Below are 15,598 nucleotides of genomic sequence, written 5' to 3'. Positions count from 1 at the left end.
TGTTGAACAGAGATAACGACAGGCCATCATCATGCGCGCAATCATCCATCAGATCTGGCGGTTCGTCTGGATCGCGGCGACCGGGCCGGGGAGTGGCTTCAGCCTGATGTTGCTGGTAGTCATCGTCGCCTGCCAGCTTGCGATCATTCAAGTCACGTTGCGGCAGGTGCAGTGGAGCGCCGACTTCTTCAATGCGCTGCAGAAGATAGATGCGCAGGCTGCGATCACCCAGATCGGTGTCTTCGCCGTTCTCGTCGGAATTTCTGCCAGCCTCTATCTCATCGCCAAATACTGCAAGCGGCGGCTGCAGTTTCGCTGGCGGCAAAGGCTGTCCGACACGCTGCTGGAGCGTTGGACGACCAACAAGGCGCATTGGTTTCTGCATCCGAGCCTCGGCGGTCATGCCAAGGTCGACAATCCGGATCAGCGCATTGCCGAAGATTGCAATATGTTCGCCGAGGCGATCCTCGGCAGCAAGGACGATATCCGTGCCGGTGTCCTGGATTTCATCATGAGCCTGATCGGGCTCGTGTCCTACGTCATGCTGCTCTGGCAGTTGTCGACCTTTGCGCTGCAGTTTTCGCTATGGGGCGTCGGAATCGAAATCCCGCGCTACATGGTCTGGGCCGCGCCGATCTACGTGGCACTGGCGACCACGTTGACCCATGTTCTCGGGCGGCAACTGCCTGGTTTGCTGATGAATGAGCAGCGGCGAGAGGCCGATTTTCGTTTTGCGCTCGTCCATATGCGCGAGAACGCATCGGCCATTGCACTCTCAGACGGCGAGACGGCGGAGCGACGCATGCTCGCCGACAGGTTCAACGACGTGGTGAGTGTCTGGCATCAGGTGATCCGTCGCGAGTTCATCTACGGCCTGTTTACGCGGCCTTATTTCCAGAGTGTGCTGCGGATTCCGACGTTTCTAGCGTTGCCGGCCTTTCTGGCTGGCAAGATCACGTTGGGAGGGCTGACCCAACTCGCTGCCGCCTTCACCAACGTCGTCACGACGCTGTCCTGGTTCATCTTCAGTTATAAGTTTATCTCCGACCTGGTGGCAACGACGCGGCGTCTACAGGGCTTCATGGATGCCATGGACGGCGTAGCGCCGGAGGCCCATGCGCTGCGCCGCGAGCAACCCGGCGATAGCAACTTGCAGATCCGCGGTCTCGGTATCCGCGCCCCGGACGGCCGTATGCTGGTTGAGCTGCCGAGCCTCTCGGTCGCGCGCGGGGAGACAGTCTGGCTCAGCGGTGCCTCAGGTCTTGGCAAGAGTACGCTGATCAAGGCGCTGGCCGGGCTGTGGCCGCATGCGGAAGGACAGGTGACGTTGCCGTCGGGCCAACTCGCCTTCATGCCGCAGCAGGTCTACATGCCGCTGTGTTCCCTGATGGATGCCGCGGTCTATCCCGCCGATCCTGGCAGCGTGCCGCGTGAGACCGTGGAGCGGCTGCTGCGCGGGGTAGGCCTCGGTCCGCGTCTCGACGCCGGGGACGACAGTGCCAGCGGCCTGTCGGTCGGGGAGCAACAGCGTCTGGCGCTGGTGCGCGTGATGGTCAGCAAGCCCGACTGGATCTTTGCCGACGAGGCGACGAGTGCGCTGGATGCGGAATCCGAACGCATCGTCATGGCGCTGCTGCGCAGTGAATTGCCGGACGCCACACTCGTGGTGGTGGCCCATCGTGAGCCGCACGGCTTTGCAAGCATCCGGCGCGTCGTGCTCGACACTCGTTCTGACGAGGGCGCTATGGGGCCGAATAGCGGTGCTTTGCGACTGGCTTGACCGTCACCCAGTCCCGTTTGTCTCTGTAGACCGGTCCGGCGCCAACAGATTGTATGTTCGTTACGCGGGAACTCTCTGAACAGAAATCCATTATCCGGTCTGAAAAAACCGGAGGTGTGTCATGAAGCAAGTGCCCGACGCTGAAGAAAACCGCCGGCTGGGGAAAATCCAGTCTGACAAGGCCGGCAAGCTCCCCGAGGGCGATGCCAAGCAGGCTCACTTGAAGAAAGCTCGAGACTACGAAGCGGATGCTCGTTCGAGGGCTTGGCGGGACTCCAATCTCAAGTCTCCGAAGTAATGATCGGGAACGATTGTACGCTAACTAACTTAGGAGGAGTGCCATGTTGGCTCTCGAGGTTTCCGAATGCCGACAGTGCTGGTTGTTGAGGATGAACCCCTCATTCGGGATTTGATCAGCGAAGAATTGGTCGAATCAGGCTTCGATGTTTTGCAGGTCGGCGACGCCAATCAGGCAATTGCCGTCCTAGAGGCCCGCCAGGATATCCACCTCGTATTCACGGATATCGATATGCCCGGCTCCATGGATGGCCTCAAGCTAGCTGCTGCTGTTCGTGACAGGTGGCCACCGATCCACATCATTATCACAACCGGGAAAGCGAGGCCCATGACGATTCCGGCCAACGCGCTTTTCATTCCGAAGCCCTACCTGACCACGGCGGTGATATCTGCCATGCGGACGTTCGAGAACATGCGCTAGGTGGTTGGCGTCGGCAATTTCGATTCCGGTACCGCAGCGTCTGCTGCGCTGGTGGAAGCCTCTGCCTAGATCATACGGATAACCTTCTCGGCATCCGTATAAGCCTCTTCTTCTGATGGGAAATCCTCAGACGTGACAACGCTTTTCAATGCAACGCCATTCATGGTCAGGACGGCTCCATCTTTGCGGGAAATAGCTGCACGCCAGAATCCTGGCCGTCGCTGGTAAGCGAGAATGGAGAACTGAGCTTTATTTGCCATTGCAATGTTCGGCGCCTCAAAGGCGGCCGTGTCAAGGCCGGCAAATTTGGCGAAGTCGCGCGCGCCGCAGCTGGGCTTGATGTGAGCTAAGTGAACTCTCCTAAGGGCATACGATCGTGCGGAAAAGCGACGCATCTGGCGCGTCGCCTCAGGCTCTTTATCAAGAAGGTACGCGCGGCCTCAGTTTCCGAGCGAGTTCGGAACTTGGCGTCATCGGGCCGGTTAAGGCAAAGGCCGGCATCCTCGCGAGGGCGTGGCTATGCCGGCTTACCCAAGGGAGAGGCAGATGAAAGTAACACGCCAAGTTGTACTAGTTTGTGCAGCCACGCTGGGTCGTGTCGGTCCAAGCGGGTCCATGCAACACCAGCAAAACGACTGAAATGCGCGACGCTGGTTCGGGCCCGACTCCAGGCAACACCGGCTCGACTGTCGGTGCAAATTCCAAAACTGATCAGCACCCGCCGACGAGCGCCATGAACCAGCAGTCCGGGAATATTCCTGCTTCATCTGAGGACGCCCAGAAGCAAATGCAAGGGAAGCCAACTGCGGCGCAGCAGGCCGACGGGGCGAAGGCTCAAGGGAGCGACTGCTGATCTTCATGACGAACCGGCCTTCAGCACGCGGGACATTCATCGCTTAGGCTGTCGAGGACGTTCTACTCTTGCCTAAGAACGTGCGGTGTTCCGCGAGCGACAGAGCGTAATCTACTGCATGGTGCTGTATCGCGGCCGCGTATAACCGGCTCGTCGCATGGCGCGATCGCTTGGGCTTCCATCAGTAAATCGGCGGCCGGCATTCCAGGCCATGGTCAGACCTTCTTAGCGCGCTTTGGCTTCGGAGCAAGCGCCGCAGGCGTTGATCGAAATATCACATCGCCGATGACGCGCCTGAAACTTATCCGCTCGAGGGCTCGTCGGGATCCCCTCCGTTCAAGTGCAGTCCAGCGCGTTCCTCAACCTGCCAAGCTTCTTCCTGGTATTTCGCCGCCAAAGCATTCAGCCGATCTGATACTGACCGAAATCCGACGAATTTGGCGAACTCTTTGCACCTTCGAGACATGGCCCTCAGTTGAACTGCTGTTGCGATCGCTTTTCGTTGGAGCTTTGTGGGAGCCATCGACGTCCTAGGTTTCACCGCGCGACAAACACTCCACCATTTCGCAAAACAGCGGGCGCGTTGAACCAACGACAAGAAGATGAGTGTAGTTCCACGAGACAAAGTATCGCAAGGCCGGCGAAGAGCGGGCCTATCGATATCGGGCCATCAGCTTTCGCGTGCTAGTTCGAAAGATGCGGCGCAGCTCGCATCGCGAATAAAAGTTCCAGCGTTGCCGAAATGAAAGACCTAGCGTGACGCGTGAATGTGAGAAGGTTCAGCAGCATCTGGCAGAGTTGGCTGGTTACAGTCAACGTGATGGTCGCTGATCAAATCAAGCGCCCGATGCTTCCACCTTTCGGCTTCGGCTAGAAATTTCCAACTTTCCTCGGGAAAAAACGAGGCGCGCTGTCGACACATGCTCTCCATTGCTCGTGCATGTAGAAGCTCTTTCATCGCTTCCTCCCCACTTCAGAACAGACCTCATTCTGCGCTCAACAAATCAGACGTAAAGAGCCTCGGAGAAATAAATCGCCCGAAATACCGTAGGGATCTGCATCGGGAGCGCTGCTTCCGTGCGGGTATGCGATCAATCTCAGTAATCGAATATCGTTCCGAGCCGAATCCGGCGCCAGAGGTCGCTCTGCGGCGCAACAAATTCGCGGTTGTGAAGGTGGTCACCTCCGAAACCGGTTTGGCACAGAAAGCGGTGCCAGAGCCGGCCCGACCGGCGCGCTTCAGGATGGATGGTCAGAGGATGCTGTCAAGCGACACTGCTGCGAGCGGTCTCTAATGCATTGCTGAGCTCGTGAAGCTCATAGGGTTTGCGCAATAGCAGAAACTCTGAACCTGATTTCCGGGAGGCGTCACTATAGCCCGTCGCAAGCACCACCGGCATGTGCGGGTGACTCCGTCTGAGATTGCGAGCGAGGCCGAGACCATCCAACTTTCCGGGCATCACAATATCACTAAATACAATGTCGATGCCGTCGCGTTCAATCTCGCGCATTGCGGATTCTGCGTCCGTTACCCATTTCACGCGATATCCCAGCTCTTCCAAAAGAACGGTGCTGGAGGTTGCGACATCTGGATTGTCTTCAACGAGAAGAACGGTGCCGGCACCTTCGGCCAGAACCTCTGCTTCATGCACGCCAGCATGGCCCTCTCCGCGCGGGAGCCGAATGACGATTTCCGTGCCTGCGCCGAGCTTGCTTTTGATTTCTACACTGCCGCCAGCCTGGTTGACAAAGCCATGGACTTGCGAGAGCCCCAATCCCGTTCCCTTGCCGACAGGCTTGGTCGTGAAAAAGGGATCGAACACCTTCGCAATGACATCCTCAGGAATACCAGCGCCGGTATCGATCACTTTGATATTCACATGCTCGCCTATATCTTCTCCGTCCGCGACACGATGATTTTCTGCTGTGATCGTCAACGTGCCCCCGTCGGGCATGGCATCACGAGAGTTGATGCCGAGATTGATGATTGCGGTCTCGAGCTCGGTTGGATCCGCGAAGACCGGCCAGACTCCGGCGGGTACGGAGATTTCGAGCTTTATCGCGCTGCCTAGGACTGTGGCCAAGACTTCGCGTACAGCTTGCACAGTCTCTCCAACGTCAAGCAGCACCGGGTCGACTTGTTGGCGCCGCGCAAAAGTCAGCAGTTGGCGTGTCAGTGCCGCCCCGCGGCGAACGCTTGCCTCAATCGCTTCTGCTGCCTTGACCACGCGAGGGTCAATGGCGTGGCGCTTGATAAGCCGAGCGTTACCGGTAACCGCCATAAGCAGGTTATTAAAGTCATGTGCCACTCCACCGGTCAGCTGACCGAGCGCATCCATCTTCTGTGATTCAGCCAGCTGCCTTTGCATATTTTCAAGTTGCTGCACCGCCAGGCGTCGTTCTGTGATGTCGCGCGTAATCTTGGCAAAGCCGATCAACTCGCCTGCATCATTGCGGACGGGATCGATGACCACACTCGCCCAGAAAAACGTGCCGTCTTTGCGAACGCGTAAGCCTTCCTCCTCGTAACGGCCGTTCTTACGGGCAGTCTCCAGAGCACGCGCCGGCTTTCCCGCTTCGCGATCACCAGGGGTGTAAAATCGCGAGAAGTGCTGTCCGATAATTTCTTCGGGCAGATAGCCCTTGATTCGCTGGCCACCCAAGTTCCAGCTGGTGATCCGACCTTCCGGATCAAGCATATACAAAGCGTAGTCGGTGACATTTCCCACCAGCAGGCGAAAATGGTTCTCGCTCTCGTTTAATGCGAAGCGCGCCTGCATCCGCTCGGTGATGTCCCGCGTGATTTTCGCGAAACCGACAAGCACACCATCTTCATAAATGGCATCAATGACGACGGAAGCGAAAAATCGCGAACCGTCCTTACGCATCCGCCAGCCCTCCGCTTCGAAGCGCTTGTCCCGCCGCGCGGCCTCTAGCGCAGCAGCGGGAAGTCCGGCTTCGCGATCCTCCGGGGGGTAGAAAACCGAAAAATGCTGACCCACGATTTCATCTGCGGAATATCCTTTGATCTTCTCGGCGCCTGTATTCCAATTTGATACAATGCCGTTCAGGTCCAGCAGATAGATCGCATAATCTGTGACGCCTTGAACGAGGAGCCGAAAGGCGCGCTCGCTTTCGAAAAGACCGCGTCCAGCGTTATTTGTCTCTGCCATCGTTCACTTCCCGCGAAACTACTAACGCGTGTCCAGTTTGGCGGTGCCCACAAGGCTGCACCGCTGTCGGCACGGCGACGGAGAGATCCGCAAGGTCTCCAGCGTAAGCCGTCATGCGCGGGACACAAGAAGACAGTTTTTGGCGGAGGCGGAACTAACGAAGTGCCAAGGAGTTAAGCGTTGTTTAGGCGAAGTCGACGCGGCGCCGAAGAAGGCCGCCGCAGCTTTGAAAAATTCGTCGCGATCTGTCCAATCCACGATCCGTATATGATCAGTGCGATCACAACCGCCAATCCTGCAAAGACCCACGACTGCGTCTCTGATTGAGGCACGTTGACCGTGAAAAAAGTTACCGCGTTATAATGTACGGCAAGTCATTGAAAGTATTGGAATCGGAAAATGACGTGGCGATCCCAGCAGGATTCGAACCTGCAACCCACGGAGTAGAAATCCGTTACTCTATCCAGTTGAGCTATGGGACCGGCGCGTCGTCATATCATCGTCGGTATGGCTTGGACAGACCGGGTAAATTGGCCGGATTCGGACACGGTTTTCAAGCGTTTGGGCGGTCGGTGAGCTGGCCTTTCTCTTGCTGATTGAGCGGTGAACCCGCGATTTCAGCCAGAAAGTGTGCCGACTTGATCCGCTTTTCGTCCCAAAACCGAACGTCCGTCTGTGCCTTTGACGTCGCTTCGATTCCTGTCCCGTTCGGGGATCGTCTCGCAGAGTCGGCGTCCGCAGACTGGCGGACCCTAAGGCTCCGACGGCGGGGGCCGCGATGGTGGCTTGCCGTCCTTGCCATTGTCACTGGAGATGCCGCGCTGGCCGGTCTCGCCTGGCTCGCCGTCGACGTCATCCTCAAATAGTTGCTCCGGGAAGCCGTATTGCCTGGTTACGAAACGGCCGGCAATATAGGAGATCTGACACGCGATCAGACATCCCGTCGTGACCGCGACGCCGCCCAGCGCCGAAAATCCCTGGCCCCATGTCACGGCGGCGGACAGGACAGCGACCAGCACGGTCGTCACGACAATGACCCATACGGGGCCGACGAGTCCGACCGCGAGGCCCGCCAGTGAACTTGTCGCCAACAGAAGTTCGATCATGATGCGATGCGCCCAGAACGACCGAACGGTCGGGCGATCGCCGTGATCGTCCGATGCCGCAAGGCGCACCCATCTGACCGCAGCTGGAAGACTTGGGTACCCGTGATCTCCGGTCGTCCCCAACAGGCTGCTTTTAGTCTTAACGTGTCGCGTTTGATTAAAACGCGTAGGGGGCGATCGCGGGCCGGGCCGGCCGTTCATGCGCGTATGACCCGTTGTAAAACTGTCACCAAAATCGTCGGCGCGTGCTCGAACCGTTTCCTACACAGGCGCGACCAATCGGCGGTGACGTGGCTTTGCTTTCGGCAGGGCCCGCCGCCATGATGCCCGCGGCTTGCGCGTGGGGCTGCGATTTGAGTTACCCGGGTTCGTCACATGATGTTGCCAGCAATCGTCGTGTCTCGCGTTGCGCCGGTCGAGAGACTCGCGAACAAGCTGGCCATGAGTCCGTCACCGTTTTTACGCACATTTGAATCCAGGCGGCATTCGTCCGTGCAGGGGAGTTGTCCATGATTGGTCTGGTTCGCGCCGTCACTGTCTGCGCCACACTGGCGTTCGGCCTCGTCTCGGCTCACGCGGCCGACAAGGCTTTCCGACGGGATGAGCTCGCGGATTCCGCGATCAAGCTCGAGGCGCAGATCAAGAACGAGGCGGGGCCAGTCGCCAAGAGCGCGGCAACTTTGCGCACCGACGCGGACGCGGCCTTCAAACGCTCCGATTTCCGGGCCGGTCTGCAGACGCTGGGCCAGATCGTGGCGATTGCGCCCGATGACAGCGCCAACTGGCTGCGGCTCGCCAAGACGATCTTCCAGATCCGCCCGGCAACCTCGTCCGAAACCACCTTCCTGCGCGAGCGCGCGGCGACCGCCGCCTATATCGCCTATCAGCGCGCCGGCAATGCCGGCGAGGAGGCCGAAGCGCTGGCCGTGCTCGGCCGGGCCATGGAAGAACGCAAGCTGTGGCGCCCGGCGCTGGACGCGCTGCGCCTGTCGCTCGAGATGCGCGAGGTCGCCGACGTCCGCGGTCAATACGAGAAGCTGCGCGACGATCACGGCTTCCGGCTGCTCGATTACACAGTGGACTCGGATTCCGCCTCGCCGCGCGCCTGTTTCCAGTTCTCGGAAGAACTCGCCAAGCGGGTCGATTTCGCGCCGTTCCTGGCGCTCGCCGGCAGTGACAAGCCGGCACTGACCTCCGAGGAGAAGCAGCTCTGCGTCGAGGGCCTCAAGCATGGCGAGCGCTACAATATCAACCTGCGCGCCGGTCTGCCATCGACGGTGAAGGAGAGCCTGCCGAAATCGGCCGAGTTCAACATCTATGTGCGCGACCGCAAGCCGTTCGTGCGTTTCACCGGCCGCGCCTATGTGCTGCCGCGCACCGGCCAGCAGGGCATCCCCGTGGTCTCGGTCAATACCCAGGCGGTCACCGTCAATGTGTTCCGGATCGGCGACCGCAATCTGATCAACACCGTCATCGGCAGCGACTTCCAGACGGCACTGAGCAAGTACCAGCTTGAGAGCCTCGGCGACGAGCGCGGCATGAAGGTCTGGACCGGCGAGCTGGCCACGGCGTCGACGCTCAATGCCGACGTCACCACGGCATTCCCTGTCGATCAGGCCATCGGCGAGTTGCAGCCAGGCGTCTATGTGATGACCGCGGCGGCCAAGGGGCCGGGCTCAGGCGGTGGCGATGACGACGGCTCGCTGGCGACCCAGTGGTTCATCGTGTCGGATCTTGGTCTCACGGCTTTCTCGGGCAATGACGGCATCCACGTCTTCGTCAATTCGCTCGCTTCGACCGATCCGATGGCCAAGGCCGATGTCCGGCTGGTCGCGCGCAACAACGAGATTCTTGCGACTAGGAAGACCGACGACTCCGGCCATGTACTGTTCGAGGCGGGGCTCGCCAAGGGCGAGGGCGGTCTGTCGCCAGCATTGCTGACGGTGACATCAGACAAGAACGACTATGCGTTCCTGAGTCTCAAATCGAACGCCTTCGATCTCAGCGATCGTGGCGTCTCGGGCCGTGCGGTTCCTGCCGGTGCCGATGCCTTCGTCTATGCCGAGCGCGGCGTCTATCGCTCCGGTGAGACGGTCTATCTCACCGCGCTGCTGCGCGACGGGCAGGGCAATGCCGTGACCTCCGGCCCGATGACCCTCGTCGTCGAACGCCCGGATGGCGTCGAGTTCCGTCGAATGGTGTTGCAGGACCAAGGCGCAGGCGGTCGCAGCCTGACGCTGCCGCTGAACTCTGCGGTCCCAACCGGCACCTGGCGTGTCCGCGCCTTCACCGATCCGAAGGCGCCATCGGTCGGTGAGACTACTTTCATGGTCGAGGATTACGTCCCGGACCGGATTGAATTCGATATATCTTCCAAGGATAAGCTGATCAAAGCTGATGCTCCTGTAGAACTTAAGGTGGATGGTCGCTTCCTCTATGGTGCGCCCGCGTCGGAGCTGCAGCTCGAAGGCGATCTGCTTGTCAGCCCTGCCGCGAATCGCCCAGGATTCGCCGGCTACCAGTTCGGCGTTGCCGACGAGGAAAGCGCCAGCAACGAACGCACGCCTATCGAGGGGCTGCCCGAAGCTGACGCTAATGGCGTCGCCACGTTCCCGGTCAGCCTTGCCAAGCCGCCGTCTTCGACCCGGCCGCAGGAAGCGCAGATCTTCATCCGTATGACGGAAGCCGGCGGTCGTGCCGTCGAGCGCAAGTTCGTACTGCCGGTTGCGCCCAACGCGCCGATGATCGGCGTGAAGCCGTTGTTCAAGGATAAGAACGTCGCCGAGGGAGATAACGCGGCTTTCGACGTCGTGGTCGTGTCGCCGGAAGGAACCTCGCTGGCCCGCAGCGGGCTGCGTTACGAATTGCTCAAGATGGAATCCCGCTATCAGTGGTACCGGCAGAATTCGTCCTGGGACTATGAACCGGTCAAATCGACGAAGCGCGTCGCCGATGGCGATCTCACCGTTGCCGCCAATGCTCCGGCCCGTATCTCGCTGCAGCCGCAGCCCGGCCGCTATCGGCTCGACGTGAAATCGAATGAAGCCGACGGTCCGATCACCTCGGTGCAGTTCGATGTCGGCTGGTATTCCGACGGCAGCGCCGACACGCCGGACCTGCTGGAGACATCGATCGACAAGCCGGAATATCTGTCGGGCGACATCATGATCGTTTCGGTCAATGCCCGCACAGCCGGCCTTCTGACAATCAATGTGCTCGGCGACCGCCTGCTGACGACCCAGAGCATTCAGGTCAAGGAAGGCCAGTCGCAGATCAAGATCCCGGTCGGCAAGGACTGGGGCACGGGTGCCTATGTGGTGGCCACGCTGCGCCGACCTCTCGATGCCGCCGCCAAGCGGATGCCCGGCCGCGCCATCGGGTTGAAGTGGTTCGGTATCGACAAAAAAGCACGCACGCTCGACGTTGCACTGTCGCCGCCCGCGCTGATCCGGCCCAGCACGACGCTGAAGCTGCCGGTGAAACTCGGCGGGCTCAATCCCGGTGAGGACGCCAAGATCGTCGTTGCCGCGGTCGATGTCGGTATTCTCAACCTGACCAATTACAAGCCACCGGCGCCGGATGACTATTATCTCGGCCAGCGCCGCATGACGTCGGAAATTCGCGACATCTATGGGCAGTTGATCGACGGCATGCAGGGTACCCGCGGCCAGTTGCGCACTGGCGGTGATAGTGCCGGCGCGCAGATCGAGGGCTCGCCGCCGACCCAGAAGCCGATGGCGCTCTATTCCGGCATCGTCACCGTGGTCGCCGACGGCACTGCGCAGATCGAGTTCGAGATTCCCGAATTCGCCGGCACTGCCCGCGTGATGGCCGTAGCCTGGACCGCGACCAAACTCGGCCGCGCCACCGTGGACGTCACGGTGCGCGATCCCGTGGTGCTCACTGCGACGCTGCCGCGGTTCCTGCTGTCCGGCGACAAGGGCACCATGAGCTTTGACCTCGACAATGTCGAAGGCACCCCCGGTGACTATACCATCGCTGTAAAGACCTCCGGCCCCGTCAAGGTGACCGGCAATCCGGCGACGACGATCAAGCTCGCGGCCAAACAGCGGACCTCGATGGCGCTGGCCATCGATGCATCCGGTGCGGGCACGGCCCAGTTCGATGTCGATATCAAGGGACCGAACGGGCTGACGCTGGCACGGCACTATGTGCTCGACGTCAAGGCAGCCACGCAGGTTCTGGCGCGTCGCTCGATCCGCACGCTGGCCAAGGGCGAAAGCCTGACGCTGACTTCGGACATGTTCTCCGACCTCGTCCAAGGCACCGGCGGCGTCTCGCTGTCGGTCAGCCTGTCCACGGCGCTCGATGCAGCGACCATCCTGAAGGCGCTGGATCGCTATCCCTATGGCTGCTCCGAGCAGATCACCAGCCGCGCGATGCCGCTCCTCTATGTGAACGATCTCGCGGCCGGCGCGCATCTGGCGATGGATACCGGTGTCGATCAGCGCATCAAGGACTCGATCGAAAGACTGCTTGCGCGTCAGGGCTCGAACGGCTCGTTCGGCCTGTGGTCGGCGGGCGGCGACGATGCCTGGCTCGACGCTTACGTGACGGACTTCCTGACCCGCGCCCGCGAAAAAGGTTTTGTGGTGCCGGACGTGCTGTTCCGTGCCGCGCTCGACCGCGTGCGCAATTCGGTCGTCAACGCTGACGAACCGGAGAAGGATGGCGGCCGCGATCTTGCTTACGGGCTTTACGTGCTGGCCAAGAACGGCACTGCGCCAATCGGCGATCTGCGCTATCTCGCCGACACCAAGCTGAAGAACCTGGCGACGCCCATCGCCAAGTCACAGCTGGCGGCGGCGCTGGCGCTGGTCGGTGACCGTGCCCGTGCAGAACGCGTCTACGCGGCAGCGGTTGAGAGCCTCGCGCCGAAGCCGATCATCGAGTTCGGCCGCGTCGACTACGGCTCCGCGCTGCGCGATGCTGCGGCGCTGGTCTCGCTTGCCAGCGAAGGCAATGCGCCGCGTGCAACGCTGACGCAGGCGGTCCAGCGTGTCGAGGCCGCGCGCGGCCTGACGCCCTTCACCTCGACGCAGGAGAATGCGTGGCTGGTGCTGGCGTCGCGTGCGCTGGCCAAGGAAGCCAACACGCTGGCGCTCGACGTCAACGGCTCGGCTGTGAAGACCGCGCTCTATCGCAGCTACAAGGCGGCGGAGATGTCCGGGCAGCCGATCAAGATCACAAACACCGGCGACACACCGGTGCAGGCGGTCGTCTCGGTGTCCGGTTCGCCGATCACGCCAGAGCCGGCGGCATCCAACGGCTTCAAGATCGAGCGCAATTACTTCACGCTCGACGGCAAGCCTGCCGACGTCACCAAGGCCAAGCAGAACGATCGCTTTGCCGTGGTGCTGAAGATCACCGAGGCCAAGCCGGAATACGGGCACATCATGGTGGCCGACTATCTGCCGGCTGGTTTCGAGATCGACAATCCGCATCTGGTGTCGTCGGGCGACAGCGGCACGCTGGACTGGATCGAGGATGGCGAAGAACCTGAGAACACCGAATTCCGCGATGACCGCTTCACAGCGGCGATCGACCGGAAGAGCGACGACAAGGCGGTGTTCACCGTCGCTTACATCGTCCGCGCAGTGTCGCCCGGAAAGTACGTGCTGCCGCAGGCCTATGTGGAGGACATGTATAACCCGTCGCGCTACGGGCGGACGGGGACGGGCAGTGTCGAGGTCGCGAAGGCGAAATGAACTTGGTGACGTCCACACCACACACTCCGTCATCCCCGGGCTTGTCCCGGGGATCCATGTATTCTTGTGTGGATCGTGGGCAAGACGTGGATGGCCGGGACAAGCCCGGCCACGACGTGAGGAGAGGCTGGTGGCTTATCCGAAAGGCTGTCGCCGCTGCCACCGTAGTTGTGGTCCTGACTGGTGCAGCGACCGCCGCGTGGGTGGCTTCCCTCGGCCCTTTGCCGCTCGACCAGGCCCGCAAAATCTCCACCACCGTTATCGATCGCAACGGCAAGCTCCTGCGCGCCTATGCCATGACCGACGGACGCTGGCGGCTGCCGGTCGACGCGAAGACATCCGTTGACCCCGGTTATCTCAACATACTGCTCGGCTATGAGGACAAACGCTTCTACAGCCATCATGGCGTCGATCCACTGGCGCTTGGCCGCGCCGCGCTTCAACTCGTGACGCGCGGCGAGATCGTGTCGGGTGGCTCGACCATCACCATGCAACTTGCACGGCTGATCGAGCCGCGGCAGCAACGCTCGATATCGGCGAAGATCAGACAGGCCGTCCGTGCGCTGCAGATCGAGCGGCAGATGAGCAAGGATCAGATCCTCGATCTCTATCTGGCGCTGGCGCCGTTCGGTGGCAATCTCGAAGGTCTTCGCGCCGCGTCGATCGCCTATTTCGGCAAGGAGCCCAAACGGCTGTCGCTGGCGGAATCTGCATTGCTCGTAGCGCTGCCGCAATCGCCGGAACACCGCCGGCTTGATCGCCATCCCGGCAATGCCCGCGTGGCGCGCGACCGCGTGCTCGAACGCATGGTCGGCGAGGGCAGGGTGTCGGCTGCCGATGCCATGCAGGCGAAATCCGTCAGCGTGCCAAAGCTGCGCAAGCCGATGCCGATCCTGGCGCCGCATTCGGCGGATCAGGCGATGTCACTGCACAAGGATCGCCCCATCATCAAGCTGGCGCTCGATGCCGGCATCCAGCGGGCGCTTGAAGGCCTCGCACGTGATCGCGCCGCGGCGCTGGGCAACAATATCTCCATCGGCCTGATCGCAGTCGACAACGAGAGCGGCGACGTGCTCGCCCATGTCGGTTCGCCCGACTATTTCGATGATCGCCGCGCCGGGCAGGTCGATATGACCCGCGCGGTGCGTTCTCCGGGCTCGACGCTGAAGCCATTCATCTATGGCCTCGCCTTTGAAGATGGCTTCGTGCATCCGGAAAGCCTGATCGAGGATCGGCCGGTGCGCTTCGGCAGCTACGCGCCGGAGAATTTCGACATGAGCTTTCAGGGCACCGTGCCGGTGCGCAAGGCGCTGCAGCTCTCACTGAATGTGCCGGCTATTGCGCTGCTGGATCGTGTTGGCGCGTCGCGGTTGTCGTCACGGCTCAAACAGGCGGGCGGCAATCTGGTGCTGCCGCCGGGTGAGGCGCCCGGTCTGGCCATGGGTCTCGGCGGCGTCGGCATTACGCTGCAGGACCTCGTCCAGCTTTATACGGGCGTGGCGCGGCTCGGCAGTTCGAAGCCGCTGCGGGAGATCATGCAGGCCAATGGCGGCGACGATCGCGAGCCCTTGCGGCTGATGGACCCGGTTGCAGCCTGGCAGGTCGGCAATGTTCTGATCGGCACACCGCCGCCGGAGAATGCCGCGCATAACCGGATCGCCTTCAAGACCGGCACCAGCTACGGCTATCGCGACGCCTGGTCGGTCGGTTTCGACGGACGGATGACCATCGGCGTCTGGGTCGGCCGGCCCGATGGCGCGCCGGTGCCCGGCCTGGTCGGTCGCACGGCCGCGGCTCCGATCCTGTTCGATGCCTTTGCCCGCACCGGCAAGTTGCCGGCTCCGTTGCCGAAGGCGCCCAAGGGCGTGCTGATCGCCAGTAATGCAAAATTGCCGCTGCCGCTGCGTCGGTTCCGCCCGGTCGGCGAGTTGATCCGTACTGGCAGCGATCAGGCCCTGCACATCCAGTTCCCGCTAAACGGTTCCCGGATCGATGCCAGTGGCGGCGAGGGGCAGCTTTCGGCAGTCCCGGTCAAGGTTGCCGGCGGGGTGCTGCCCATGACCGTCCTGGTCAATGGCATGGCCGCCGGGGAACTCGACAGCCGGCGCCAGCGGCTGGTCGATCCGCCTGGTCCGGGTTTCGTCCGGCTGACGGTCATGGACGCCATGGGCACCGCAGACACAGTTGTGGTCAGAATCCAATAAGCACGGGCTAACTGGTTGTCCGGTCGGCGGTTTCA

The 15,598-nt window shown here is 61.2% G+C and carries 8 protein-coding genes and 1 tRNA gene; 5 read left to right on the top strand and 4 right to left on the bottom strand.

Annotated elements, in window-relative coordinates; translation table 11 throughout:
- The first annotated feature begins 31 nt into the window (after window positions 1-31).
- From AB7783_RS08260 to AB7783_RS08250, 3 genes are all read left to right on the top strand, one after another.
- Window positions 32-1,780 carry an ABC transporter ATP-binding protein/permease gene (locus AB7783_RS08260; RefSeq protein WP_439077174.1) on the top strand — a complete coding sequence of 583 codons (1,749 nt, stop codon included), beginning with the start codon at window positions 32-34 and terminating at the stop codon, window positions 1,778-1,780.
- Between the two features lie 121 nt (window positions 1,781-1,901).
- Window positions 1,902-2,078 carry a hypothetical protein gene (locus AB7783_RS08255; protein WP_170849671.1) on the top strand — a complete coding sequence of 59 codons (177 nt, stop codon included), beginning with the start codon at window positions 1,902-1,904 and terminating at the stop codon, window positions 2,076-2,078.
- A 66-nt stretch (window positions 2,079-2,144) separates the two neighbouring features.
- The gene (locus tag AB7783_RS08250) at window positions 2,145-2,498 is read left to right on the top strand and encodes a response regulator (RefSeq protein WP_439077173.1); all 354 of its coding nucleotides are present in this window, start codon (window positions 2,145-2,147) and stop codon (window positions 2,496-2,498) included.
- A gap of 65 nt (window positions 2,499-2,563) precedes the next feature.
- Here the strand turns inward: AB7783_RS08250 and AB7783_RS08245 are convergent, their stop codons facing one another.
- The 4 genes from AB7783_RS08245 to AB7783_RS08230 form a co-directional block, all read right to left on the bottom strand.
- Window positions 2,564-2,893, bottom strand: a complete 330-nt coding sequence (locus AB7783_RS08245; protein ID WP_441277354.1) for a hypothetical protein — start codon at window positions 2,891-2,893, stop codon at window positions 2,564-2,566.
- A gap of 1,723 nt (window positions 2,894-4,616) precedes the next feature.
- Window positions 4,617-6,524, bottom strand: coding sequence for a hybrid sensor histidine kinase/response regulator (locus AB7783_RS08240; protein WP_175368983.1), 1,908 nt, complete (start codon window positions 6,522-6,524; stop codon window positions 4,617-4,619).
- Between the two features lie 405 nt (window positions 6,525-6,929).
- Window positions 6,930-7,006: transfer RNA gene (locus tag AB7783_RS08235), tRNA-Arg, on the bottom strand.
- A gap of 270 nt (window positions 7,007-7,276) precedes the next feature.
- On the bottom strand, window positions 7,277-7,699 hold the full coding sequence (locus AB7783_RS08230; RefSeq protein WP_441277353.1) for a hypothetical protein: 423 nt from the start codon (window positions 7,697-7,699) through the stop codon (window positions 7,277-7,279).
- A 440-nt stretch (window positions 7,700-8,139) separates the two neighbouring features.
- On the opposite strand from AB7783_RS08230, the gene AB7783_RS08225 reads away from it, so the two are divergent.
- Together AB7783_RS08225 and pbpC are read left to right on the top strand one after the other, a co-directional pair.
- On the top strand, window positions 8,140-13,359 hold the full coding sequence (locus tag AB7783_RS08225; RefSeq protein WP_441277352.1) for an alpha-2-macroglobulin family protein: 5,220 nt from the start codon (window positions 8,140-8,142) through the stop codon (window positions 13,357-13,359).
- Complete coding sequence (pbpC, locus tag AB7783_RS08220; RefSeq protein ID WP_441277351.1) at window positions 13,356-15,563, top strand: penicillin-binding protein 1C; 2,208 nt, start codon at window positions 13,356-13,358, stop codon at window positions 15,561-15,563. Before AB7783_RS08225 ends, pbpC begins: the two co-directional genes overlap by 4 nt.
- The last annotated feature ends 35 nt before the right edge of the window (window positions 15,564-15,598 follow it).

Source organism: Tardiphaga sp. 172_B4_N1_3, from assembly GCF_052076035.1.
Lineage (GTDB): Bacteria > Pseudomonadota > Alphaproteobacteria > Rhizobiales > Xanthobacteraceae > Tardiphaga > Tardiphaga robiniae.
Note: the sequence above shows the minus strand (reverse complement) of the source record. Positions and strands in the feature narration are given on the sequence as shown.

Coding starts and splice junctions, on each gene's coding strand:
- AB7783_RS08260 (WP_439077174.1), top strand. CDS start 32: ATGCGCGCAATCATCCATCAGATCTGGCGGTTCGTCTGGATCGCGGCG.
- AB7783_RS08255 (WP_170849671.1), top strand. CDS start 1,902: ATGAAGCAAGTGCCCGACGCTGAAGAAAACCGCCGGCTGGGGAAAATC.
- AB7783_RS08250 (WP_439077173.1), top strand. CDS start 2,145: ATGCCGACAGTGCTGGTTGTTGAGGATGAACCCCTCATTCGGGATTTG.
- AB7783_RS08245 (WP_441277354.1), bottom strand. CDS start 2,893: ATGCGTCGCTTTTCCGCACGATCGTATGCCCTTAGGAGAGTTCACTTA.
- AB7783_RS08240 (WP_175368983.1), bottom strand. CDS start 6,524: ATGGCAGAGACAAATAACGCTGGACGCGGTCTTTTCGAAAGCGAGCGC.
- AB7783_RS08225 (WP_441277352.1), top strand. CDS start 8,140: ATGATTGGTCTGGTTCGCGCCGTCACTGTCTGCGCCACACTGGCGTTC.
- pbpC (WP_441277351.1), top strand. CDS start 13,356: ATGAACTTGGTGACGTCCACACCACACACTCCGTCATCCCCGGGCTTG.